Here is a 24101-nt window from a genome sequence, read left to right on the forward strand (position 1 = left end):
AGAGTCCCGGCCGACATTTTCCCCATTTTGCGAGCGGGTCGAGGGTTATTGTCGCCCCACAGCGTATCATGGCAAACAAGATTCATTAGTAGCCCAACTTGAGGGGAGATTCTCATGCCAACCATCAAATCCCTGCTCTGCCCCGTCGATTTCTCCGAGATGTCCAGAGCGGTACTCGACTACGCCGTCTTCATGGCCAACACCCACCAGGCCGAGCTCAAACTGGTCCACGTGGTGGATCAGCTGCACGGCTTCGACAGCTACAAGATCCTGCACATGACGGCCATCGAGATCACCCACGAGATGGAACGCCAGGCCAAGAGTCAGCTCAAGGAACTGGTCGCCTGCCTGCCCATTCCGGCCAAGTTCGAGGTCCGCTTTGGCCGCGCCGCCGATGAAATCGTCCTCCAGGCGAAGGAAGACAAGGTGGATCTCGTGGTCATGGGCAGCCATGGGCGCTCCGGCATCACCCACCTGCTGGTGGGCAGCGTGGCGGAATCCGTGGTGCGCCACGCCCCCTGCCCTGTGCTGGTGGTCCGCAAATAATCCCCGCCTGATGCGCCAAGGCCAGCATATGCTGGCCTTTTTGCTGTTGATTGCCATGGGATGCTCATCTCAGAACCGATGCACGAGGGATAACGAGAGGTCGTCGGCAAGGTAGAGCGCCGCCCACCAGTCCTGGTGACGCCCTCGCAGCAGGCTCGCGGGCAGGGTCTCAGCCATGGGCATAGATGACGCTCCCTCCCTTGATGGTGTCGATAATGGCCCTGGACTGCTCCCTTGGCAGGGCCGGGCATCCCCAGCTGCGCCCCAGCTTGTCAAACTTCTGCAGATGCCTGGGGCTGGCGTAGTCCGCCCCGTGCACCACGATGGCGCGCTTGCGGGCATTGCTGTTCTTGCCGGGACTGAGGCCGTCGAGACGCAGGGAGTAACCGTGCTTGCCCTGATAGGTCTCGGCGGTGCGGTAGACCCCCAGGGAACTTTGCCGGGAATTCATCTGATTGGAGAACTGGCGGGCGGCCAGCTCCCCCGAATTGCGGCCGTGGCTGACCCAGGTGTGGTAGAGCAGCTTGTGGCGCTTGACGTCGATGACGAACAGCCGGCGCATGGTCGAGGGCTTGCTGTAGTCGATGATGGTGAGAATGGGTTTTCGCTTGTGGCGCACGCTCTGGTAACCGTCCAGGGCCTTGCGAAACACGCGGCTGTCGAGTTTGCCCGCCAGCCCGAGCTGACGATAGAGATCCTGGTCCCAGCTGGCGTGGCTGGCGCCGCTGAAACAGAGCGCCCCCAGCAGCAGTGGCAGGCTCAGCCAGAGGCTGCCCCACCACGCACTCCTATCCTGTCCCTTCATCCTTGAAGTTGCTCCCCTTGCTGTCGCTGGCCTGATGCCCCGGGTGACACCGCATCCTGCTGGATAGTTATATGCAAGCCATTGATTGCGAGCAATAAAAAAGCACAAAAATGCCGACCTGAGTCGGCATTGTCCTGCTTGCTGAGCGTGCCTGGATCAGGCACGGCTGAGATAATCCGCCTGCCCCACCCACTTGTAGCTGGTGAGTTCGGTCAGCCCCATGGGGCCACGGGCGTGAAGCATCTGGGTCGAGACCGCCACCTCGGCCCCGAGGCCAAACTGGCCGCCGTCGGTAAAGCGGGTGGAGGCGTTGACATAGACCGCCGCCGAACCGGCCCCGTTGACGAAACGCTCGGCATTGGCGAGGGAGTTGGTCAGGATAGCATCGGAGTGGCCGGCGTTGTGCTCGCGCATATGGGCGAGCGCCTCGTTGACGTCCGCCACCACCTTGACCCCCAGGGTCAGCCCCAGCCACTCGGTGTCGAAATCTTCCGGCCCCGCGTCGCACAGGTTGTCGCTGCCAGCCAGCAGCGCCATGGCGTTGGGCGCCCCCACCAGAGTCACCTTGCGCTCGTTCATCAGAGCCACCAGTTGCGGCAGCAGGGTGGCCGCCACCTTCTCGTGTACCAGCAGGGTATCGAGGGCGTTGCAGGCGGAGGGGCGCTGCACCTTGGCGTTCTCGATGACCGCCAGGGAACGCGCCAGATCGGCGCTCTCGTCCACGAAGATATGGCTGATACCGAACCCGCCGATGATGACGGGGATGGAGCTGTTCTCCTTGCACATCTTGTGAAGACCCGCGCCACCGCGGGGGATGATCATGTCCACGTAGCGGTCGAGGCGCAGCAACTCGGCCACCAGCGCCCTGTCCGGGTTGTCGATGTACTGCACCGCCGCCTCGGGCAGGCCGGACGCCGCCAGGGCATGCTGGATCACCCGCACCAGCTCCAGGTTGGAGTGGAAGGTCTCGCGACCGCCGCGCAGAATGCTGGCGTTGCCGGTCTTGAGGCAGAGGCTGGCGATGTCGATGGTGACATTGGGGCGCGCCTCGTAGATGACGCCGATGACCCCGATGGGCACCCGGCGACGGGAGAGGCGCAGGCCATTCTCCAGCACCCGGCTGTCGATTTCGGCCCCGACCGGATCATCCAGGGTGATCACCTTGCGCACATCCGCCACGATGCCGGCAAGGCGCGCCGGGTTGAGCAGCAGGCGATCCAGCATGGCTTCCGTGAGCCCCGCCTCGCGCCCGGCGGCAATGTCTTTCTCGTTGGCCGCCAGGATCTGGGCACTGCGTGCTTCCAGTTCATCGGCGATGGCCGCCAGCGCCCGGTTCTTCTGTGCCGTACTGACGGTGGCCAGTTGATAGGCGGCTTCACGGGCCGCCTGCCCCATTTTCTCCAGACTCATCACAGTTCCCTTTTGTTCATGCGGTGCCGCCCTGTTCAGAGCAGCACCATGTCATCACGGTGGATGGCCACGGCCCCATAGCCGTAACCCAATACCTGTTCAATCTGATCCGAGTGGACACCCCGCAGCCGATCCAGCTCCAGATGGTCGTAACGGCAGATACCGCGAGCCAGCTCGCTCCCCTTGGGATCCAGGATACGCACCACGTCGCCGCGCACGAAATCTCCCTTCACCGCGACGATGCCCTTGGGCAGCAGGCTGGAGCCCTTCTCCTGCATGGCGGCCACGGCCCCCTGATCCACCTGCACTTCGCCGTGAGGAGGGGGCCCTGCCAGGATCCAGCTCTTGCGCCCTTCCAGGGGGGATGCCAGGGCCGGGAACAGGGTCCCCACCCGCTCCCCGGCGGCGAGGCGGCCGATCACTTCCGGGATCTGGCCGGTGGCAATCACCACGTCCACCCCGGCGCGGCGTGCCACGTCGGCGGCCTGCAACTTGGTGGCCATGCCACCGGTGCCAAGGCCGCTCACGCTGTCACCGGCAAGGGAGCGCAGAGTGTCATCTATGGTCTGCACCTCTTCGATGAGCTGGGCATCCGGGTTGGTGCGCGGGTCGGCGGTGAAGAGCCCCTTCTGATCCGTGAGCAGGACCAGCAAGTCCGCATCCGCCAGGATGGCCGCACGGGCGGAGAGGTTGTCGTTGTCCCCCACCTTGATCTCGGCGGTGGCCACGGCGTCGTTCTCGTTGATGACGGGGATGATGCGGTGATCGAGCAGAGTGCGCAGGGTGTCGCGGGCATTGAGGTAGCGCTCCCTGTCTTCCAGGTCGGCGCGGGTCAGCAGCATCTGGCCGATGTGCAGCCCGTAGAGGTTGAACAGGTCCTGCCATACCCGGATGAGCTGGGTCTGACCCACCGCCGCCAGCATCTGTTTGTTCGGCAGGGTAGGCGCCAGCGGAGGGTGGCCCAGATGCTCACGACCGGCGGCGATGGCCCCCGACGTGACCAGCACGACACGGTGCCCGTGTCGATGCAAGGCGGCACATTGTCTGACCAGCTCGACCATGTGGGCACGGTTGAGGCGGGCAGATCCCCCGGTGAGCACGCTGGTGCCCAGTTTGACGACTATGGTTCTGTTTTCCATGGGAACGAAGGGTTAGAAAAGTAAGGAATCCCTTTATACCCACGGCCCCCCTGCCCTGCAAGGCAATTAAGCCTCGCCAGGCAGTTGCGGGCTCGGTGACAAAGCATCGGGGTACCCCGCACCGGGAAGATGCGGGGCTTGGGGATCAGGCTGCCGTCACGCTCAGTTCGGCGGTCACCTGCTTCGCGGGGGAGAGGGTGCACTCCAGCTGGGTCAATTTGCCGCTGATGAGCTTGTAGAAATGTTGCAGGGTGCGTTCCACTTCCGCCTGATGCTTCTTGGGCAGCGCCTTGTCGATCCACTCCCCGTCCGCGTTGTAGAACCCCGTCTGATAGTGGTAGCTGAAGCTGTGATCCGCCTGCTCCAGCACCAGCCACCAGCCCCAGAACTCCCGCTTGTCCGGGGCAGGCTTGGCGCTGACGCAGACGGACAGGCAGTCAAAGCGGTAGCGGCCCTCCTCGCACAGGTCTTCACGCAAATAGGGGCCAATGGCCGCGAACTGCCGCAGCAATCGCTTGTAAGTCACTCTTTCTGACATGCTAACCTCCCTGTTGAACAAGCCATACCATCACATGGTGATGTTACATTTTTAGTTTTATATCATGTACATAAGTGCTTTTTGAGCCAATCTACCGTCTCTTTCAGTGCCTCGTCATAGACCTCGAGCAGTGGCTGCTTGTCAAACACCACCGCCTTGCCGTTGCGACTCGCAGCGGCCAATGCCCGGACATCCTGCTCGGGACAAATAAAATCTTTCTTGTGCCCGATACTCAATATCGGCACGGAAGTGCGACTCCCCAGCAATCCCTGGGTCTTGAGGGAGAAGACCTGACACTTGGTGCGCAGCAGATCCCACTGGGCCGCGTCCGCCCCCAGCCGGTTCGCCAGCCCGTCGCGCATCATGCGCGGGCAGCGGGCGAACATCTCCTGATTGGTGAACACCTGGTTGATGCCGGCACCGATGCAGACCACAGTCCGAAGCTTGAATGGCTCGACGAAGGCGAGACGGGCCGCCACATTGCCGGCGAGGCGGAACCCCACCATGGCGATGCGCTGGTGATCGACCCAGGCCACCTCCGAGAGGTAGTTGAGCACCGCCTGGTGCAGGCGGCTGGTGTCCTGCACCAGGGGCCAGTGCTCGGCATAGCCGGTGCCCGGCATGTCCAGGGAGAGCATCCCGATGCCGTGGGGCTCGAGACACTTGAAATAGAAGTTGAGGAAGTCCACCTGAAGCGAATCGATGCCACCACTGACGATGACCAGGGGCACAGGTTTCTCGGTGGTGGGCAGATGCAGGTAGCCCTGGATGGTCTTGCCCCGAAACGGGACCTGCAACTCCTTGAGGGGCACCTTGAACAGGCGTCCGGCCTCGCGATAGGCCATGTTGCCAAGCAACTGGGCCTGATCCGCCAGCTCGTCGTGCTTGAGGTGGGGGTAGCTTGCGATGGAGTAGTAGCGCACGGCCTTGAGCAGGCTCTTCAGCGCCGCGGCGCGATCCCCTTCCCCCAGCAGCGTCCTCCCCGTATTGAAATAACGGCCGGCGAGCTGGCTCCACTCATAGACCCAGTTGCCGGGCACATAGCCCTTGATGGTGTCCAGATAGCGTTCGTGACTGCGCTCCCCCTGCCCCATGGCGATGTGCGCCAGGGTCTGCTCCACCTCGACGGGATCGGCCCCCTGCCAGGCCCAGGTCGGTCTGCGCAGCAGGCGATACCAGCGGGGCGACAGGGCGCCATCGATGAAGCTGTCAGACAGTGCGCTGTCTTGCTCGTCGACGGGGCTAGAGTTGGAGACTTCGGAAGTTTCCAATACCTTTTTGACCCGGGTAAACAGCTTTTCCGTCAGATTGGTATCGTCGTTTGGTTCCAAAATGGTGGCTCTTCTGTCTCAAACAATGTCCCATCTTAACCACTTTTCACATCGAGCAGCCACACCATAAACGCATTGAGCCCCAAAAGGGGCTCAATGTGGTCAACCTTGCATAACGACGGATCAGTCCGCTCCCGAATGCCGGGGAGTCACTGGTCGCGATCGGTGCGGCGATTACGCTTCGTCGCAGATCGGCTTGGCGAACTCCAGCGCCATGTCCCAGGGCTGTTCAATCCAGGTATCCTGCGGAATGGCGACTTCGAAGTCATCCACCAGAGGTTCGCCCATGGGCTTGGCGAAGATGGTGATGAACTTGGCTCTGGGGTAGAGCTCGCGGATCGCCTTGGCAGTGCCGCCGGTGTCCACCAGATCGTCCACCACCAGCCAGCCTTCGCCGTCACCTGCGGTGGTGGCAGCCTTCACCACCACCAGCTCGCGCTGGTTGTCGTGGTCATAACTGGAGATGCAGAGGGTTTCGACATTGCGAATGCCAAGTTCGCGGGCCATCAGGGCCGCAGGCACCAGACCACCGCGACTGACGGCGATGATCCCTTTCCACTGGCTGACAGGCAGTTGACGACGGGCCAGACGGCGCGCTTCGCGTTGCAGGTTATCCCACGATACATAGAACTTTTTTGGCATGCTATCGATCTCAACGAGTTATAAAGCAATCACTTATGAGGCGAAACCCGGCAAAGAGACGGGTTCAGGTCAATTCTGGCACCCCGTTTCCCGAATTTTGCTTGCACTTTTTCGGCCTCGGGGCTGACGCCTCGGCGGCAAAAACGGATGCAATGCGAACAGGGATGGGGTGTAGCTGGCGGCCATGTCGGGTGGACTCCCGAGCTCGGGCCGGCTGTTGGGCCGGTATGATAGCACTCTTTATGGATAAATTGAGCGGCAAACGTATGCGAAAAACAGGAAATGTCCGCCATCTCCCGCTCTGTCGCCCTTTTGGGAGGGCTCCGGCGACACCGACAGGTTGGCCGTTTGAGACAAATGCCATGACATTCGGGCAAAAAAATAGCAGGGGGAGGAGAGGATCCTCACGCACCTGCTGCTGTTACCTGTGACGCCTGCGAGCCTTAACGGCGGGTGGCGTAGGGATTCGGGTAGTTGAAGCCCTGGGTATAGAGAGATTGGGCAAACCAATAGGTTGAATTGCTGCCTGACATCATAAACTCCTGATTGCTTAACAAGTTACGTACCTTAATGCGGGTTCACATCCTTGAACTGACACTCGGTTCCATGGAGGCGCACTTGCTTTGCTTCGGTTCCCTGGAGGCATTGATTGTCATCCTGACAAGTGGGCTGGCCACGGCGGCTAATTTACCACCCGGCGCCCAAAAGACAATATTTTTGTGACTGACATCACAAAATTGATGTTGTGCTGACACGAATAAGGCAGGTAGTGAAGTTCGCCATCCATGCTCCCTTTCCCAGCACAAGCAGAGCGTCATTTGCGCTGATCGCTCACATTTTTGCGTGATTGACTGTATTATCGTTATCCTCTTCCCCGGCCCGCAGAGTGGGGCCCGACATTTTCCATGCTGGTAAGGAGTCCCGACGTGGCACAGCTCAGTTCTCTGTCTCCCAAGTTGATTTGGCAATTCTTCGAGCAGATCTGCTCCATCCCCCACCCCTCCAAGCACGAAGCCCAGCTGAGCGCCTGGATCGTGGCGTGGGCCCAGGGAGAAGGCCTGGCGGTCAAGCAAGATGCCGTCGGCAACATCATCATCAAGAAACCGGCCACGCCGGGGATGGAAAACCGCAAGGCCGTGGTGCTGCAAGCCCACATCGACATGGTGCCCCAGGCCAACGCCGACACCCAACACGACTTCACCACCGATCCCATCGATGCCTACATCGATGGCGAATGGGTCACCGCCCGTGGTACCACCCTGGGTGCCGACAACGGCATGGGCATGGCGGGCTGCCTGGCCGTGCTGGCCGACAAGACCATCAAGCACGGCCCGCTGGAAGTGCTGCTGACCACCGACGAAGAGACCGGCATGACCGGCGCCTTCGGTCTGGAAGCGGGCTGGCTGGAAGGCGAGATCCTGCTAAACACCGACTCCGAAGAAGATGGCGAGGTCTACATGGGCTGCGCCGGCGGGGTGGATGCCAATATCCGCTTCCCCCTGGAGCGGGTCGCTGCCACCGAGGGTGAAGGTTTCGAGCTGCAGGTCAAGGGCCTGCGCGGCGGCCACTCCGGGGTCGACATCCATCGCGGCCGCGGCAACGCCAACAAGCTGCTGGTCCGTCTGCTCAAGGCCGCCGAACCGCTGGGGGTGCGCCTTGGCGATCTCAGCGGCGGCACCCTGCGCAACGCCATCCCCCGCGAGGCCCGTGCCAGCCTGCTGGTGCCCGCCGCCAGCGTGGCTGACTTCAAGGCCCTGGTGGACCGCTACGCCGGCATCTATCAGAGCGAGCTGGCCGCCACCGAGGCCAACCTCACCGTGCTGCTCACCGCCCGGGAGAAACCGGCCCAGCTCATGAGCGAGTCCCTGCAAAGCCGCCTGCTGGATGCCCTGATGGCCTGCCCGAACGGGGTGATGCGCATGAGCGACGCCATCCCGGGCGTGACCGAGACCTCCACCAACCTGGGTGTCATCAAGACACTCGAGGGGGAAGTCTATGTGCAGTGCCTGATCCGCTCCCTCATCGATTCCGGTCGCGAGAACATCGAGCAGATGACCCGCTCCCTGTTCACCCTGGCAGGCGCCAGCTGCGAGTTCACAGGCGCCTACCCGGGCTGGGCACCGAACGTGGACTCACCGGTCATGGCGCTGGTACGCAACAGCTACCAGACCCTGTTTGGCGAGATGCCGAACGTCATGGTGATCCACGCAGGCCTCGAGTGCGGTCTGTTCAAGAGCGCCTACCCGGACTGGGACATGGTCTCCTTCGGCCCGACCATCCGTGGCGCCCACGCGCCGGGAGAGAAGGTACACATCCCGGCGGTCGAGCGTTTCTGGCAACTGCTGGTTCACGTGCTGGAACATATCCCGGCCAAGTAAGCCAGCTCACGACCATACCGATGCCCCGCCCCGTGCGGGGCATCTTTTTTGTGCTCCCTCCTCGGCCACCTCTCTCATATCCCCGATTCCATACGTGGCCCTGGCTTGAAATCGTATCCATGAACAGGTCTGCATTTGAAAACCTTTTCCATGATTTATGTAAATTTACAACACAAAAAGTTGATCCAGCTCACATATGCCCCTAGGATCAGAACGTGACCAAGGTCACACAACCCATGAACCACAGAGAAACGAGGTCATCATATGTTCGAGAATCTGGCAGTGCTGTTCCACCTGAAGGGTGCAACCAGCAAGAAAGGTGCTGAAGAGAAAGACACTTATGCGCCTGCAACCCGCAATTACTACTTCCGTTATGGCGCCTGATATCGCCTGTCCGGAAGTTGAAATTGGTAACGTAATAAAACTACAAAACAACTCAGCAATCCACACAGCAGCCACCCCCATCGGGGCGCTGTCCTGCCCGGGCCAGAATTTCCACGGCCAAACCTGAACTCCAACCATGAAGATGGGGCCCGCAGGCCCCATTTTTTTATCCCGTTTCCGCCTCTATTGCGCCTCCTCGGTGCCACCTTGCAGCGATGCCGGTTGCGACGTGGCGGGCGCCGGCATCATATCGCCTTTCCCAGTGGCACCGCCTCCTGCACGGGCAAGGGGAAATGGCAGGCCACCTGATGCCCCTGCCCGCCGCACGCCTCAAGGGCGGGCGAGCGGGTGTGGCACAGATCCGTTGCATGGGGGCAGCGCTGGTGAAAGTGGCAGCCACTCGGCGGCGAGATGGGGGACGGCACATCCCCCGTCAGCAGGATGCGCTGGCTGCGCCGCCGCGGATCCGGCACAGGAATGGCGGAGATGAGGGCCTGGGTATAGGGATGGCGCGGTGCCAGGTAGAGAGCCTGGGCCTCGGCCAGCTCGACGATCCGGCCCAGATACATCACCGCAATCCTGTCCGAGATGTGCTTGACCACCGACAGGTCATGGGCGATGAAGATGATGGCGAGGTTCATCTCCCGCTGCAGATTGAGCAGCAGGTTCACGATCTGGGACTGCACCGACACGTCGAGCGCCGACACCGCCTCGTCACACACCAGCAGCTTGGGCTTGAGGGCGATGGCGCGGGCGATGCCGATACGTTGGCGCTGGCCACCAGAGAACTCATGGGGGTAGCGATCCACCGCGCTGCCGGGCAAGCCGACTTTCTCCAGCAGCTCCTGCACCCATGTCCGGCGCTGTTCGGCGTTGCCCTTACCGTGGATGATGAAAGGCTCCTCCAGGATCTGCCCCACCGTGTGGCGGCTGTTGAGGGATTCTGCGGGATCCTGGAACACGATCTGCATCTCCTGACGCAGGGATCGCATCTCCTTGGGCGAGAGGTGGGTGATGTCACGCCCCTCGAAGGTGATGGAGCCGGCGCTCGGCTCGAACAGCTTGAGCAACGAACGCCCCAGGGTGGACTTGCCGCATCCCGACTCCCCCACCAGGCCAAGGGTCTCCCCCTGCTTGAGATCAAAGCTGATGCCATCCACCGCGTAGACGGTGTATTGCTTGCGCAAGAAACCGCCACCCATCTTGAAATGCTGCTTTAAATTGCTTACCGACAACAAGCTGGTCATGACTTCCATCCCCGACGATTCATGGCAGCAGACGACCTGGTCGCCTTCCCGCCGCCTGGCTGCCCTGCGACACCCCGTCCCCACACCATACCGTTCATAGGCTCACCTCCTTCCAGTGGTGGCAGGCCACCCCGTGGTGTTCGCTCAACTGCTCGGTCACCGGTATGGTCTCCACGCAAAGGGGCGTGGCATGGGGGCAGCGGTTGGAGAAACGACACCCTGCCGGCATCTCGTGCAGGGCGGGCACCTGACCCTTGATGGTCTTGAGCAGGCTCTTTGGCACATCTTCCAGACGCGGGATCGAGGCCATCAGACCATGAGTATAGGGATGTCGCGGGTGGTCAAACAGTTCATAGATATCGGCCCGCTCCACCGCACGCCCGGCATACATCACCACCACCTCGTCGCACAGCTCCGCCACCACCCCGAGATCGTGAGTGATGAAGATGATGGCCATGCCGGTCTGGGCTTGCAGCTCCTTCATCAGATCCAGGATCTGGGCCTGGATGGTCACATCGAGCGCCGTGGTCGGCTCGTCGCAGATGAGCAGGGCCGGTTCGCAGGCCAGCGCCATGGCGATCATCACCCGCTGGCGCATGCCGCCGGAGAGATTGTGGGGATAAGCCGCGAAACGCTGGGCAGGCTCGGGGATCCCCACCTTCTTCAACATGGCGATGGCGGCGTCACGGCGCTGGGCCTTGCTGTAATCGGGGCGGTGGAGGCGAAACACCTCCATCAGCTGATCGCCGACCGTCTGCACAGGGTTGAGGGCCGTCATGGGCTCCTGAAAGATCATGGAGATACGGTTGCCACGCACCTTGTACATCTGCTCCGGCGGCAGATTGAGCAGCTCCTCCCCCTGAAAGCGGATGGAGCCCGCCACCACCTGACCGTGAGGCCTTGGCAGCAACCCCATGATGGCCAGCGAGGTGACGCTCTTGCCGCAGCCGGACTCGCCGACTATCCCCAGGGTCTTGCCCGGGGCGACCTGGAAGCTGACCCCGTCGAGCACCTTGATCTTGCCGTCGTCGACGGCGAACTCCACCTCGAGATCCCGCACCTCGAGGATGGAGGACAGAGGTTGCCCCTCATGATCTCTGGTGCCGGGGGCGGTGGCCTGTGTGTTGGGCATGACTGCTGCTCCCTTCTGGGCCACATCAATGATGTGCATAGGTCTTGTCGATCAGGGTGATGGGGGCCAGCGCCTTGCCGTCAGCCTTGGCCTTCTGGGTCTCCTCCTTCACCTTGGGATCGATCCAGAGCAGGCCGCCACTGCTGTGGGGGTAGCCATCCATGGGCCAGTAGAGCAGATCCGGGGTGTTGCGGGTGGCGGGCACCTCCGGCAGCATCACATAGCGCCAGCTGCTGGCTCGCACGTAGTTGAGCTGAACGCCGGGCACGAAGATGGCGAGATCATAGATGCGCTGCTGGATCTGGTGGGAAAGCGCGGCCCGCTTGTCCATGTCGAACTCGACGTTGTAGGCGTCGATCAGGCTGTCGAGCTCTTTGTCAGCCACGTTGAACAGGTTGTTGGTCTGGGGCTTGTTGGCGTTGTCGGAGTGGAAAGACTCCCAGTATTGCGGATAGAGACCACCGCCCCCCCAACCAAGCCAGGCCGCCTCGTGTTTCTTCTCCAGCATCACCTTGAAGCCGGTGGCGCCATCCACCAGATTGAGCTCCAGATCCAGGCCCGCCTTCTTGGCCTCTTCCTTGAGCACGGTCAGCCGCTTGGAGTGCTCCTGGCTGGTGTAGGTGAGTGCCAGGGTGAGCCGCTCTCCCTTGTCGTTTTGCAGGATGCCGTCCGGTCCCTGCTTGCCGTAACCACCCTTGGCGAAGTACTCCCGTGCCTTGGCGATGTCGTAGGCCCGCTCAGGGAGCGCGATGTCGGTGAAGGCCCCGAAGCCTGAGCCGAAGGTGGTAGCGCGGTCATAGTCGCCGTGCAGCACCGTCTCTATCATCTTGTCGATGTTGAAGGCGTGCTGGATGCCGAGCCGCACGTTGAGATCCGCCAGCTTGGGATTGGCCACGTTGAGGTGAACCCCCTGCCCCCCCTGCTTGGTGTCGGTCATGGCCATCACCTTCTGCACGTATCCCTGCTTGTACTCCGGGGTGACCGCCTTCTCATGCCACCAGTTGGGCAGGATCATCTCGAAGGTGTCCAGCTCCCCCTTGAGGAAGTGGCGGAACGCAATGTTGTGGTCGCGGATCACCTGCACCTTGATGGTGTCGAGGTTGAACCTGTGCTGGTTGTAGCGATCGTCTTTTGCCCACCACTCCTTCTGCTTGCTGAAGGTGACGGACTTGCCCTTTTTTACGTCGCTCATCACGTAGGGGCCCGTGGTGGGTACCACGGCCCAGTTGTACTGCTTCACCCAGTTCGGGCCCATCTTGTAGTAGTGCTTGGGCTGGGGCCACAGTTCGGTGGTGTTGAGGAGATCGAGCTTGGCCTTGCGGCTGCCCGCTTTGACCAGGATGGTGTGGTCGTCAATCTTCTCCACCGCCACCACCTCGGTGGTGTAGTAGTTGTTGAACCAGGGGCCCTTGATGTCCTTGGAGCGCATCATCTCGTAGCCGAAGGTGTAGTCATCGGCGGTGACCGGCTTGCCGTCGGACCACTTGGCGCGCGGGTCGAGCTTGAAATAGACGGTCTGGCTGTCCGGCGCGATGGCCCAGGCATTCGCCAGGGCCGGAATGGGGTTGCCCGTGTTGGGATGGAAGCTGATGAGCCTCATCTGGTTGTCGAGGATGAAGGAGCGGAACGAACCGTTGGAATCCGGCCCCACGGTGCGAAACGTCAGCGGGAAGCTGTCGACGAAGAGATTGAGGTTGCCGCCGGGCAGCGCCTTGGGAGAGGCGAACACGGGGTCGGTGTCGTTGGTCTCCCACGTCAGATCCGCGGGCAGGCTGGCCGCCCACACCCAGGATCCGTTCAACAGCAGAAAGAGAGCACCTGTCCATTTGATTTTATTGTTCATGTTTGACTTCCTGGTCATGCCCCTGCACTGGGGGCGTCTTCATTAAGGGTCCTGTCGATGTGCCCTGGCAAGGCGCCACCGCTCACTGATAACGGGTAAATTTGCGCGGATCGAACGCCTCCCGGATGGCCTCCCCGATGAAGGAGACCATGATGAGCACCAGGCTCACCGCCGCCACCACCGAACTCACGATCCAGATGGCGTCGAGGTTGTTGATCCCCTGGGAGAGCAGCTCCCCCCAGCTCGGGGTCGGCGGCGCCAGGCCAAAGCCCAGGTAGTCCAGCGCCGTCAGGGTGGAGATGTTGCCCACCACGGCAAACGGGGCCAGGGTGACGATCATCATCAGGGTATTGGGCAGAATGTGGTTGAAGATGATGCGCCTGGTGCTCGCCCCCTGGGCCCGCGCCGCCATCACGTAGTCCCGCGCCCGCTCCTTGTAGGTGAGGGTGCGCATGTACCAGGTGATCCCCATCCAGCCGAACAGCACGTTGATGCCGACGAACAGGCCGAAGTTCGGCTTGGCCAGGGAGACCAGGATCATGATGACGTAGAGGAAGGGCACCTGGGACCAGATCTCGATGAAACGCTGCATCAGGAGATCGAACCGACCGCCGAGGAACCCCATCATGCAGCCGATGCTGACCCCGATGACATAGCTCGCCACCAGCGCGATGAAGGCAAAGCCGATGGCAATGCGAAAGCCGTAGACCAGCCGTGCCAATACGTCGCGACCGCTGGTGTCGGTGCCGAGGAAGTGGCGCTCCGCCAGGCTCGGGGCATAGGGCGGATAGGCTTCCTCCTTGAAGTCCTGTTCATAGGGGTTCCAGGGGACCAGGGGCAGCAACACCCAGTCCCCCTTATCTTCCTTCGCAAATTGGCTCTTGAGCTGGCGATAGTTGGTCTCGTACTCGTAGTCGAGCCCGAAGTGCTGGCCCGGGATCACGTCCCCATAGGTGGGGAAATAAAGCTCCCCCTGATAACTCACCGCCAGTGCCCGGCTGTTGACCAGCAGTTCTGCCAGCAGAGAGATGACCACCAGGAGCGAAAAGATGACAAAGGAGTAGTAGCCGCGCTTTATCGACTTGAAGCGCTTGAGTTTTTTCAGAGTTACCGGATTCAGGTTCATGCTCACTCTCCAAACCGCACGCGAGGATCGACCAGGGCAACGCAGATGTCGGAGACAATGTTGCCCACCAGCATCAGCATGGAGGTGATGGCCAGAATGCCCATGACGGTGGGGTAATCCCGCTCGACAATGGCCTCGTAACCGAGCAGGCCGATGCCGTCGATGTTGAAGATGGTCTCGATGAGGAAGGATCCCCCGAAGAAGACGGTGAGCACCGACCCTAAGTGACTCGCGATGGGGATCAGGCTGTTGCGCATGGCGTGATCGGTCACCGCCTTGCGAAACGGCAACCCCTTGGCCACGGCGGTGCGCACATAATCCGCCGACAGGTTCTCCATCAGGCTGTTCTTCATGGTCATGGTGAGGATGGCGAAATCCCCGATGGCGTAGGCGATGAGCGGCAGCAGGGCGTGGGCGAAGACGGTGCGGATCTGATCCCAGCTGCTCTCCATCCCGTCAGACTCGTCCCCCGGGAAGCCCCCCATGGGCAGCCACTCCAGATGGAACGCAAAGACGGTGATGAGGAAGATCCCCACCACGTAGGCGGGCAGCGCATAGGCCATGTAGATGAGCATCGAGCTCAGGGAATCGAAGCGGCTGTTGTGCCTGAGCGCCTTGGCCACTCCGAGCGGGATGGAGACGGCATAACTCAGCAGAAAGGTGGCGAGCCCGAAGAAGGCGGTCACCGGCAACCTCTCCTTGATGAGATCCCACACCGGCTCGTAATAACGGGTCGACTCCCCGAGATCCAGCACCGCCAGCTTCTGCAACCAGTCCCAGTAGGCGACCAGCATGGGCTTGTCGAGGCCGTAGAACGCCTTGAGCTCTTCAATCTGTTCGTCGGAGAGTGCCTGCGCCCCCTTGCTGCCACTGGAGCGGCCGGACTCGTTTTGCGAGACCTGCGCCTGCAGCAGCATGCGCTCAACCGGGCCGCCCGGCACGAAGCGGGTGATGGTGAAGACGAGCAGGGTGATACCGAGAAACGTCGGGATGATCAAAAGCATCCGACGTAGGAAATACGACAGCATGGTGGAACCTCGTCCTTGTTGTTCTTTTATGGCCAGTCACATCCGGTGACGGGCCTATCCTTACCTGGCATTACTCACTGAATTGACTGGCATTGACAGACAATCCGGCTCGGTCACTGTAAAAGCTCTGCAACAAAAATCAAGTAGAACCCGGTCTGCGACCGGGAATGTCCCCCCGCAGCATATCCCGCGGATGATTTTTTCCAAAAAACCCAACTTCAATATAAAAAACTGCTACGCCTACCCGTCCAACTCGATTTTAATTATTAAAAAATTAATTACACAGGTGTTTTAATCCATATCAAGCAGAACAAAATCAACAAGTTAATGGTAAGTCGGACTGCTTTCTTATTTACCTATAGAAGAAGAGGGATAGCCGCCCCCACCCTCCGTTCCCCGGAAAACGCTCTCGCCACAAAAGCAGATGAAAATACTGCAAAAAACCGTTTTCTCGATATCGACACTGGAGTGACAAGCGACTTATCGATAAGTTCAAAAATAATCAATAAAATTGTAAAAATCGAACTTAACAACATCTTTACACAAGTTGACGCGGCATTTACGGAATAAAACGCCAAAAATATTCCATCAAGTGCATATTCCCATCTAATTCCCTCTACTGCCCCCATCCCCGCCGCTCCATTTGACGTCCATCACCAAACCTTGATAAGCCTTACGCACCGCTCCAACGAGGGCGGTAATGGAAGCAAACAATAAACAATCAGGAAGGATACTAGCGATGCTTAGGAAAAGCAGACTCTCTGCTGCCGTAGCGTTTGCCTTGGCGAGCGCGGCAGTTGTGGCCACCCCTGTCCTGGCCGAAGAGGGCCAGAACGTAGAAAAACTGCAAAAAATCAAGGTCACCGGCTCCCGGATCTCCCGGGTCGATGTGGAAGGCGCCACCCCGGTCGTCTCCGTGACCAAGGCGAAAATCGAGCAATCCGGTCAGCAGACCGTCGCCGATTACCTCAAGCAAGCCTCCTACAACTCCTTTGGCGGCGTCTCCCCTGCCTCCGGCAGCTCCTTCCAGTCCCAATCCACCGTCGGCCTGCGCGGCCTGGGTTCCGAGCGTACCCTGGTTCTGCTGAACGGCAAGCGGGTAGCGGGTTCCCCCACCATGGGCGGCACCTCCATCAACCTCAACACCATCCCCATGGCCGCCGTTGAGCGGGTCGAGGTCAACCTGGACGGCGGCTCCGCCATCTACGGTTCCGACGCCATTGGTGGCGTGATCAACGTGGTGCTCAAAGAGGGCTACGAAGGGCTGGACTTCCAGGGCCGCATTGGCTCCCCGAGCGAAGAGGGCGGCGACGAGAAGAGCGGCTCCATCGTGGCAGGGGTGGCCGGCGAGAAGGGCTCCCTGATGGCGGTCTACGAGCACGACAAGAAGGACGTCATCTACAGTCGCGATCGGGACTATCTTGCCAAGCAGGGCAACGACTCCCCCAGCCCCTACGGCCGCAACGTGGAGGGGATCACGGGTCTTGACGCCAACGGCGACCCCATCTGGAAATACGGCCCCCTGGCCGGCGCCACCAATGCCGACGGCTCATGCAAGGAGCCCTTCGTCGGCTTCGAGGGCGGCTGTAACTTCAACTACGGCCAGGTCGCGGCCACCACGGCCTCCCGCAGCCGTGACACCCTGTACGTAAACGGTCGCTACCACATCAACGACAACGTGGACTTCGTGCCGCAGATCATCGGCTCCCGGGTCGAGAGTTTCGGCCGCTTCGCCCCGGCTGCCGGCGCCTTCACCATTGACCCGGCCAACCCGAAGAACGCCCAGTTCTTCACCGACAACGGCCTGGATGCCGCCGCCACCCAGGGTCTGGGTGAGGCTGCCTACGCCTACTACCGCTTCAGCAACGTCGGTCCCCGTGACAACTATGTCACCGACACCACCGGCAGCATGAACCTCGGCTTCGAAGGCACCATCGCCACCGAAAGCGTCGGCGACATGCAGTGGAACGCCGGCTACATGTACTCCAAGACCGACAACAAGGAGAACGGCACCGGTTACGTGCTGAAGTCCGCCGCCCAGCAGGCGATCGCCGACGGCAAGTTCGTCGGTGGTGAGTTCGACCCCCAGAGCACGGCCTCCATGGCCGCCGACACCAGCCGCCGCGCCACCATGGACTTCTACCAGTGGTACGCCGGTGTCCAGTGGGACATGGGTGAACTGCCGGCCGGTCCGGTCAGCTGGTACGCCGGTGCCGAGTACAACGACTGGGTCTATGCCGACAAGTACGACGCCCAGTCCGAAGCAGGCAACATCATCGGCTCCGCAGGCAACTCCTCCGGTGGCGTGCGTGACGTGACTGCCGCCTACATCGAGTCCCTGGTGCCCATCACCGAGCAGATCGAGCTGAACGTGGCCGGTCGCTTCGACAAGTACAGCGACTTCGGCAGCGCCTTCTCCCCCAAGGCGAGCCTGCGTTACCAGCCGCTGGACAACCTGATGCTGCGCACCTCCTGGTCCCGTTCGTTCCGCGCCCCCAGCCTGAGCGATCTCTACTCGGCTGATTCCGAGTCCGCCGACTGGGCGAAGGATTACGTCTACTGCGAGGCCAACGGCATCTCCGCGGCAGACTGCCCGAACCGCCAGTACACCACCACCCGTACCTCCAACGAGGATCTGAAGGAAGAGACCGCGGACACCTGGAACTTCGGGGTGGCCTACAGCCCGGTGGATGACCTGAACCTCTCCCTGGACTACTACACCATCAAGATCGAGGACGTGATCCAGCTGAACTCCCTGCAGTCTCTCATCTATGACGAACTGAACAGCGGCAGCTCCAGCAGCATCACCCGCAACAGCCAGGGCAAGATCGGTAGCGCCATCGCTCCCATGGTCAACCTGGGGACCCTCGAGACCTCCGGCCTCGACCTGAAGGTGGATTACACCTACGACCTGAACTACGCCACCGTGCGTTATGACCTGGGCGGTACCTACATCCTGAAATACAAGGAAGGTCTGTACGCCGGTGGTCCCGTCATCGACAAGATCGGCCAGAACGGTCTGCCCCAGATGCGCTTCAGCTCCGGTGTGGGTATCAACGTTCCCCAATGGTGGAACATGGATACCTACCTGAGTGCGAATTACATCGACTCCCAGAGCCAGGACTACATCGCCGATACCGGTGAGGAAGTGGGCCACATCGCGTCCCAGACCACCTGGAACCTGAACGTCGGTGTGGAAGCGCCCTGGAACGGCAAGATCCAGGTCGGCGTGAAGAACATGTTCAACGTGGGCCCGTCCCTCGAGAGCGATGGCTTCACCTATGACGACGAGCTCTACAGCATCGACGGTCGCATCTACTACCTCGACTACAGCCAGAAGTTCTAATCCACCAGCAAACCACAAGCCGGCCCGTTCGGGCCGGCTTTGCCCAAGGTCCCAAGGAAGTTACGGAGATAGGGTAATCCTATGAAGACAAGGACAATTACAATGAAGAAAGCGCTCCTCGGCAGCCTGGTTTCTGCTGCCTTGCTGACCAGCTTCAATCTGAGTGCCGCCTCTGCCAGCCAGGCAGTGGACGCTCAAGCCGCCACCGACAATGCATCCAAAGTTTCCCAGCAGAAGATCGACAGCTACGCCGAGTCTGCCGAGTCTGCCCTGGCCCAGTACAAGGCCGCCCTGCGCCAGGTGGACAGCCTGCGCGCCTACAACGAGCAAGTGGGCAAGATGGTCGACTCCCAGAGCGCCGAACTCGCCTCCATGCAAAAGCAGATCGCCCAGATCGACCAGACCAGCACCGAAGTGGTGCCCTTGATGCTCAAGATGATCGACTCCCTCGAGCAGTTCGTCTCCCTGGACCTGCCGTTCCAGAAGGTGGAGCGTGAGGACCGCGTGGCGGCCCTGACCGATCTCATGAACCGGGCCGACGTCACCATCTCCGAGAAGTACCGCAAGATCCTCGAGGCCTACCAGATCGAGGAGGGCTTCAGCCGCACCATCGAAGCCTACAAAGCGAGCCTGGACAAGGATGGGGACGAGAAGACCTACGAGTTCCTGCGCGTCGGCCGCATCGCCCTGCTCTACCAGTCCCCGGATGGCAACGAGACCGGCATGTGGAACAAGAAGACCCGCCAGTGGGAAGTACTGCCCCAGGAGTATCGCAGTGCGGTTGAACAAGGCCTTCGCATCGCGAAGAAGCAGGCGCCCCCCGCCCTCATCAAGCTGCCGGTTCAAACTGCGGAGAAAGCATCATGAAAGGAATCAAACTTGCCATCGCCTCGCTGATCGCGGGCGCTACCCTGGTCACCCTGCCGGTGACCGCCGCCGAGAAGCCGGTGGATCTCAACGCCCTGCTCAATCAGGTCAAGGCCGCCAGCACCAGCGAATCCCAGCTCAACAAGGAGCGGGAAGCCCGCTTCCTGGCTGACAAGAACGAACAGGGGGCCCTGCTCGCCAAGGCCAAGGCGGATCTCGCCGCCGAAGTCGCCAGGGGCGAAAAGCTCAAGGCCACCTTCGATGCCAACGACAAGCAGCTCACCGAGCTGACCGAAACCCTGCGCCAGCGCTCCGGCAACATGGGCGAGATGTTTGGCGTGCTGCGCCAGTTCGCCGGTGAATTCATGGGGATCTTCAATGCCTCCGCCCGCCGGGTCGAACATCCCGAGCAGACTGCCCTGCTGACTCGCCTGGCCGAGAGCAAGGAGCTGCCCTCCAGCGATGACCTGACCGCCTTCTGGACCACCACCCTCAGCCGCATGGTGGACGGTGGCAAGGTGAGCCAGATCCCGGCCACCGTGGTCTACGGCGAGGGCAACCAGGCCCAGAAGACCGTGACCCAGATCGGCGAGTTCAACACCGTCTCCGAAGGCAAGTACCTTACCTTCGTGCCGGAGACCGGCAAGTTCGAGCAACTCTCCCGCCAGCCCGAGAACGCGGTGCTGGAACCGGTCGCCAAGTTTGAACAGGGTGGCGGCAGCGTCGAACCCATCTTCATCGACCCGTCCCGTGGCGTGATCCTCTCCCTGCTGGTGCAGTCGCCGACCCTCAAGGAGCGCATCGATCAGGGTGGCTCCGTGGGCTACGTGATCCTGGCGCTGGGTGTCATCGGTACCCTGCTGGCCCTGTTCTGCGGTGCCCGTCTCTCCCTCATCGGCGGTGCCATGCGCAAGCAACTGAAATCCGAGCAGATCATCAAGGGCAACCCCATCGGCGAGATGCTGGGTGCCTACCAGGATCACCGGGGTGACAACATCGAGGATCTGGAATCCAAGCTCGACGAGATCATCCTGCGCAACGTGCCCAAGCTGGAGAAGGGCATCAGCCTCATCAAGCTGATCGCCTCCGTCGCCCCGCTGCTGGGCCTGCTGGGTACCGTGGTCGGGATGATTGCCACCTTCCAGGCCATCACCCTGTTCGGTACCGGCGATCCCAAGCTGATGGCGGGGGGTATCTCCGAGGCCCTGGTGACCACCATGCAGGGTCTGGTCGTGGCCGTGCCCATGCTGTTCCTCTACACCATCGTCCAGACCCAGAGCCGCCGTCTGATCCAGGTACTGGAAGAGCAGAGCGCCGGTTTCGTTGCCCGTTATCAGGAACGTCTGCACGCCGCCAAAGCCGCAGCCTAAGGAGTCACCCATGTGGTTCTGGTTGATTGAAGAAGTCGAGTCGGTCCGCCGGTTTCTGGGATTGGGGGGCGACGTGCTGGTCGCCCTGTTCTTCCTGACCCTGATGATGTGGGCCCTGCTGCTGGAGCGCTGGTTCTACTTCATGGCGGTCTATCCCCAGCAGGTGAAGCAAACCAAGGCGGCCTGGCTGGCCCGCACCGATCACCTCTCCTGGTCCGCCAGGCAGATCCGCCGCGAGCTGGTCTCCCGGGTCGCCATGGCGGTGGACAAGGGGATGCCGGTCATCAAGGTGCTGATCGCCCTCTGCCCGCTGATGGGGCTGCTCGGGACCGTGGTAGGCATGGTGCAGGTGTTCGATACCCTGGCCATCACCGGCACCGGCTCCCCCAGGGCGATGGCCTCGGGGATCTCCAAGGCGACGGTACCGACCATGGCGGGCATGATTGCCGCCCTTTCCGGCCTGTTTTTTGTCAGCCGGCTCGATCACAAGGCCAAGCTGGCCGTGCAGAAGCTGGAAGACAACCTGAAACACGGCTGATGCAGGATGCACATCCCCGGCCGGGCCATGCCCGCCGGGGCACAGAACAAGCAAGGAGTTTTTGCCATGAGAAAACGTCACAGCGACAGCGGTGCTGACGAGGCGGCCATCGATTTGACCCCCATGCTGGACATCGTGTTCATCATGCTGATCTTCTTCATCGTCACCACCTCGTTCGTCAAGGAGTCCGGCGTGGAGATCAACCGCCCGAGCGCCAGCACGGCCGAGACGGTGAAGAAGGGGAACATCATGGTCGCGGTCCGCGAGAACGGCCAGGTCTGGGTCGACAAGCGCATCGTCGAAGTGGGTGCCGTGCGTGCCAACATCGAGCGGCTGCGGGCGGAGAACCCGGAAAGCGCCGTGGTGATCCAGGCCGACAGCGAATCCCGTTCCGGTCTGGTGGTGCAGGTCATGGACCAGATCCGCATGGCCGGTGTCCAGAACATCTCCATCGCCGCCGACAAGAGCAGCTGATGCCGGAGCGAATGCCATGAGATACCTGATATCGTTAGCGGTCTCCTGCGTGGTGGTGTTCTTCCTGTTCCTGGGAATGAACAAGCTCATCACGCCGGATCACCGGGAGCTGACGGAGCGGGAGGACGTCACCATGACCGACTTCATCCGCCTCAAGCCTCAGGAGACCCTGCAAGAGAAACAACGGGAACTGCCCAAACCGCCGCCCCCGAAACGCCCGCCGCCCCCGCCCGAGATGGAGGTGGCGAGCACGGACAGGCCGAAGATGGACAGCTCCCCCATGGACATGCCCAAACTCGACATCCCGGTCAACATCGGTGGCGGCAACGCCCTGGGTGCCTACAGCACCGGCGGCGGTGGCGGCGGCATGGGTGGCAACAACGGCGCCATCCCGATGGCGACCTTCGAGCCCATGATGCCCCGCAAGGCGGCCCTGGCCGGTCTTGCGTCCGGCAAGGTGCTGGTGGAGTTCACCGTCACCGAGCGCGGTACCGTGAGCAACATCCGCATCGTCAAGGAAGAGCCCCGCAGCTATGACCTCGGCAAGGCGGCACGCCAGACCATCGCCAAGTGGACCTTCAAGCCGGCCATGGTGGACGGCAAGCCGCAGGCCAGTCGCATGCAGCAAGAGATCGAGTTTGCGACCAACTAAGGAGGGTGGCGATGAAAAAGTTACATACCCTGATCCTCGCCCCGGTGGCCATGGCGGTGCTGCTCAGCACCGCTACCTGGGCCGCCGAACAACCCGCCCTGTCTGACCGCGCCTACCGCGCGGTCAACAAGGCCCAGGCGTTGATCACCGAGAAGAAATACGGCGAGGCCAATGCCAAGCTGCAGGAGGCGCTGTCCGGCGCCGGCGAGCGGGTCTACGACAAGGGGGTCATTTTGCAGACCCTGGGCTTCGTGGCGGCGCAGCAGGAGAAGTACGGTCAGGCGACCAAGTACTTCGCCGACGCCATCGCCACCGGCGGCCTGCCGCCCCCGGTGGCCCAGCAGGTGCGCTACAACCTGGCCCAGCTCTACATGGCGGAGGGGAACTTCAAGGGTTCCATCAACACCATGAAGGAGTGGTTCGCAAACCTCGGCAAGGACGAGAAGCCGACCCCGCACGCCTACATCACCCTGGCCAACGCCCATGTGCAGCTCAAGCAGTACAGGGAAGCCATTCCGGCAGTGGACAACGCGATCAAGCTCTCCGCGGGCAAGGCGCCGGAGTCCTGGTACCTGCTGAAGATGGCGGCCCACTACGAGCTGAAACAGTACAAGCCGGCTACCGAGGTGCTGACCGCCCTGGTGGACCGCTACCCGGAGAAGAAGAAGTACTGGACCCAGCTCTCGGCCATGCACATGCAGGCGGGCAACGATGCCAAGGCCCTGGCGGCACTGGAAGGGGCCTACAACCTCGGCATGCTGACCGAAGCCAACGAGTTGCAGCGGCTCGCCAACTACCTCGCCTTCGCCGGCATTCCCCACCGCGCCGCCCGCGTGATGGAGAAAGCCATGAAGGAGGGGCAGATCGAGAGCACCGCGGCCAACTACAAGACGCTGGCCAACTACTGGCATCAGGCCAAGGAGCTGGACCCGGCCATCGACACCCTGGCCAAGTCCTACAAGCTGGCCCCCAATGCCGAGCTGCAGCTCAAGATGGCGCGCATGATGATCCAGAGCAAGCGCTACCAGGATCTGGTGGCCTTCGCCGCCAAGCCTGCCGCCAACGCCAGCGGCGAGCAGCGGGCGGATCTGAAGTTCCTGACCGGGGTCGCCTATTTTGAGCAGCAAAAGCCCAAGGAGGCGCTCTCCGCCTTCACTCAGGCCGCCCAGAATGGCAACGTCAGTGGTCGTGCTTCCCCCTGGATCAGCTTCTTGAAAGAGCAGCAGGGCGGCGCCGTCACCCAATAAAGCTGCGCGGCCCGGCTGGCGGGGCGGGGATCTCCCCGACTCGGCATCCGGGCCGCGA

The 24101-nt window shown here is 61.6% G+C and carries 20 protein-coding genes; 9 read left to right on the forward strand and 11 right to left on the reverse strand.

What is annotated here, in order from left to right; translation table 11 throughout:
* Positions 1-114: 114 nt before the first annotated feature.
* On the forward strand, positions 115-546 hold the full coding sequence (locus ACB037_RS03760) for a universal stress protein (RefSeq protein ID WP_041212463.1): 432 nt from the start codon (positions 115-117) through the stop codon (positions 544-546).
* A gap of 169 nt (positions 547-715) precedes the next feature.
* On the opposite strand, the gene ACB037_RS03765 is transcribed toward ACB037_RS03760, so the two are convergent.
* From ACB037_RS03765 to gpt, 6 genes are all read right to left on the reverse strand, one after another.
* Positions 716-1351: a murein L,D-transpeptidase catalytic domain family protein gene (locus ACB037_RS03765; RefSeq protein ID WP_042016892.1), complete on the reverse strand. Its 636-nt coding sequence runs from the start codon at positions 1349-1351 to the stop codon at positions 716-718.
* 156 nt (positions 1352-1507) lie between these two features.
* Positions 1508-2764 carry a glutamate-5-semialdehyde dehydrogenase gene (locus tag ACB037_RS03770; RefSeq protein ID WP_262512438.1) on the reverse strand — a complete coding sequence of 419 codons (1257 nt, stop codon included), beginning with the start codon at positions 2762-2764 and terminating at the stop codon, positions 1508-1510.
* Between the two features lie 32 nt (positions 2765-2796).
* On the reverse strand, positions 2797-3900 hold the full coding sequence (gene proB / locus ACB037_RS03775) for a glutamate 5-kinase (protein WP_048207022.1): 1104 nt from the start codon (positions 3898-3900) through the stop codon (positions 2797-2799).
* 145 nt (positions 3901-4045) lie between these two features.
* Positions 4046-4438, reverse strand: coding sequence for a sigma factor-binding protein Crl (gene crl / locus ACB037_RS03780; RefSeq protein ID WP_039040346.1), 393 nt, complete (start codon positions 4436-4438; stop codon positions 4046-4048).
* 62 nt (positions 4439-4500) lie between these two features.
* Positions 4501-5769 (reverse strand): esterase FrsA, encoded by a 1269-nt coding sequence (gene frsA / locus ACB037_RS03785; RefSeq protein WP_010675462.1) that lies wholly within the window; start codon positions 5767-5769, stop codon positions 4501-4503.
* Between the two features lie 174 nt (positions 5770-5943).
* Positions 5944-6411 carry a xanthine phosphoribosyltransferase gene (gpt, locus tag ACB037_RS03790; RefSeq protein ID WP_039040347.1) on the reverse strand — a complete coding sequence of 156 codons (468 nt, stop codon included), beginning with the start codon at positions 6409-6411 and terminating at the stop codon, positions 5944-5946.
* A 926-nt stretch (positions 6412-7337) separates the two neighbouring features.
* Here gpt and ACB037_RS03795 point away from each other — a divergent pair.
* Positions 7338-8789 (forward strand): aminoacyl-histidine dipeptidase, encoded by a 1452-nt coding sequence (locus tag ACB037_RS03795; protein ID WP_201894393.1) that lies wholly within the window; start codon positions 7338-7340, stop codon positions 8787-8789.
* 629 nt (positions 8790-9418) lie between these two features.
* On the opposite strand, the gene ACB037_RS03800 is transcribed toward ACB037_RS03795, so the two are convergent.
* The 5 genes from ACB037_RS03800 to ACB037_RS03820 all read right to left on the reverse strand — a co-directional run bounded on the left by ACB037_RS03800 (position 9419) and on the right by ACB037_RS03820 (position 15549).
* Complete coding sequence (locus ACB037_RS03800) at positions 9419-10420, reverse strand: dipeptide ABC transporter ATP-binding protein (RefSeq protein WP_323946594.1); 1002 nt, start codon at positions 10418-10420, stop codon at positions 9419-9421.
* A gap of 94 nt (positions 10421-10514) precedes the next feature.
* The gene (locus ACB037_RS03805; RefSeq protein ID WP_324030323.1) at positions 10515-11552 is read right to left on the reverse strand and encodes an ABC transporter ATP-binding protein; all 1038 of its coding nucleotides are present in this window, start codon (positions 11550-11552) and stop codon (positions 10515-10517) included.
* 25 nt (positions 11553-11577) lie between these two features.
* Entirely contained in the window at positions 11578-13395 is a 1818-nt protein-coding gene (locus tag ACB037_RS03810; protein WP_216987650.1) for an extracellular solute-binding protein, read from the reverse strand.
* Positions 13396-13477: 82 nt separating this feature from the next.
* Positions 13478-14521, reverse strand: a complete 1044-nt coding sequence (locus ACB037_RS03815; protein ID WP_164882952.1) for an ABC transporter permease — start codon at positions 14519-14521, stop codon at positions 13478-13480.
* 2 nt (positions 14522-14523) lie between these two features.
* Positions 14524-15549, reverse strand: coding sequence for an ABC transporter permease subunit (locus ACB037_RS03820; protein ID WP_371174889.1), 1026 nt, complete (start codon positions 15547-15549; stop codon positions 14524-14526).
* A gap of 739 nt (positions 15550-16288) precedes the next feature.
* Between ACB037_RS03820 and ACB037_RS03825 the strand changes: the two genes are divergently transcribed.
* The 7 genes from ACB037_RS03825 to ACB037_RS03855 all read left to right on the forward strand — a co-directional run bounded on the left by ACB037_RS03825 (position 16289) and on the right by ACB037_RS03855 (position 24043).
* Positions 16289-18895, forward strand: coding sequence for a TonB-dependent siderophore receptor (locus ACB037_RS03825; protein ID WP_226044645.1), 2607 nt, complete (start codon positions 16289-16291; stop codon positions 18893-18895).
* A 102-nt stretch (positions 18896-18997) separates the two neighbouring features.
* Positions 18998-19762 (forward strand): DUF3450 domain-containing protein, encoded by a 765-nt coding sequence (locus ACB037_RS03830; protein ID WP_371174890.1) that lies wholly within the window; start codon positions 18998-19000, stop codon positions 19760-19762.
* Positions 19759-21132, forward strand: a complete 1374-nt coding sequence (locus ACB037_RS03835; RefSeq protein ID WP_371174891.1) for a MotA/TolQ/ExbB proton channel family protein — start codon at positions 19759-19761, stop codon at positions 21130-21132. Before ACB037_RS03830 ends, ACB037_RS03835 begins: the two co-directional genes overlap by 4 nt.
* 10 nt (positions 21133-21142) lie before the next feature.
* Positions 21143-21670: a MotA/TolQ/ExbB proton channel family protein gene (locus ACB037_RS03840; protein ID WP_103243645.1), complete on the forward strand. Its 528-nt coding sequence runs from the start codon at positions 21143-21145 to the stop codon at positions 21668-21670.
* A 66-nt stretch (positions 21671-21736) separates the two neighbouring features.
* Positions 21737-22144 carry a biopolymer transporter ExbD gene (locus tag ACB037_RS03845; RefSeq protein WP_010675476.1) on the forward strand — a complete coding sequence of 136 codons (408 nt, stop codon included), beginning with the start codon at positions 21737-21739 and terminating at the stop codon, positions 22142-22144.
* 16 nt (positions 22145-22160) lie between these two features.
* Positions 22161-22796, forward strand: a complete 636-nt coding sequence (locus ACB037_RS03850) for an energy transducer TonB (RefSeq protein ID WP_010675477.1) — start codon at positions 22161-22163, stop codon at positions 22794-22796.
* 11 nt (positions 22797-22807) lie between these two features.
* Complete coding sequence (locus tag ACB037_RS03855) at positions 22808-24043, forward strand: lipopolysaccharide assembly protein LapB (protein ID WP_042014300.1); 1236 nt, start codon at positions 22808-22810, stop codon at positions 24041-24043.
* Positions 24044-24101 lie beyond the last annotated feature (58 nt).

The organism is Aeromonas sp. S19(2024) (assembly GCF_041402625.1).
In the GTDB taxonomy this organism is placed as follows: Bacteria; Pseudomonadota; Gammaproteobacteria; order Enterobacterales; family Aeromonadaceae; genus Aeromonas; species Aeromonas caviae.

Bases quoted from the DNA above. Each gene is read 5' to 3' on its own strand.
- ACB037_RS03760 (WP_041212463.1), top strand. From the start codon at position 115: ATGCCAACCATCAAATCCCTGCTCTGCCCCGTCGATTTCTCCGAGATG.
- ACB037_RS03765 (WP_042016892.1), bottom strand. From the start codon at position 1,351: ATGAAGGGACAGGATAGGAGTGCGTGGTGGGGCAGCCTCTGGCTGAGC.
- proB (WP_048207022.1), bottom strand. From the start codon at position 3,900: ATGGAAAACAGAACCATAGTCGTCAAACTGGGCACCAGCGTGCTCACC.
- crl (WP_039040346.1), bottom strand. From the start codon at position 4,438: ATGTCAGAAAGAGTGACTTACAAGCGATTGCTGCGGCAGTTCGCGGCC.
- gpt (WP_039040347.1), bottom strand. From the start codon at position 6,411: ATGCCAAAAAAGTTCTATGTATCGTGGGATAACCTGCAACGCGAAGCG.
- ACB037_RS03800 (WP_323946594.1), bottom strand. From the start codon at position 10,420: ATGACCAGCTTGTTGTCGGTAAGCAATTTAAAGCAGCATTTCAAGATG.
- ACB037_RS03805 (WP_324030323.1), bottom strand. From the start codon at position 11,552: ATGCCCAACACACAGGCCACCGCCCCCGGCACCAGAGATCATGAGGGG.
- ACB037_RS03810 (WP_216987650.1), bottom strand. From the start codon at position 13,395: ATGAACAATAAAATCAAATGGACAGGTGCTCTCTTTCTGCTGTTGAAC.
- ACB037_RS03815 (WP_164882952.1), bottom strand. From the start codon at position 14,521: ATGAACCTGAATCCGGTAACTCTGAAAAAACTCAAGCGCTTCAAGTCG.
- ACB037_RS03820 (WP_371174889.1), bottom strand. From the start codon at position 15,549: ATGCTGTCGTATTTCCTACGTCGGATGCTTTTGATCATCCCGACGTTT.
- ACB037_RS03825 (WP_226044645.1), top strand. From the start codon at position 16,289: ATGCTTAGGAAAAGCAGACTCTCTGCTGCCGTAGCGTTTGCCTTGGCG.
- ACB037_RS03830 (WP_371174890.1), top strand. From the start codon at position 18,998: ATGAAGAAAGCGCTCCTCGGCAGCCTGGTTTCTGCTGCCTTGCTGACC.
- ACB037_RS03835 (WP_371174891.1), top strand. From the start codon at position 19,759: ATGAAAGGAATCAAACTTGCCATCGCCTCGCTGATCGCGGGCGCTACC.
- ACB037_RS03840 (WP_103243645.1), top strand. From the start codon at position 21,143: ATGTGGTTCTGGTTGATTGAAGAAGTCGAGTCGGTCCGCCGGTTTCTG.
- ACB037_RS03845 (WP_010675476.1), top strand. From the start codon at position 21,737: ATGAGAAAACGTCACAGCGACAGCGGTGCTGACGAGGCGGCCATCGAT.
- ACB037_RS03850 (WP_010675477.1), top strand. From the start codon at position 22,161: ATGAGATACCTGATATCGTTAGCGGTCTCCTGCGTGGTGGTGTTCTTC.
- ACB037_RS03855 (WP_042014300.1), top strand. From the start codon at position 22,808: ATGAAAAAGTTACATACCCTGATCCTCGCCCCGGTGGCCATGGCGGTG.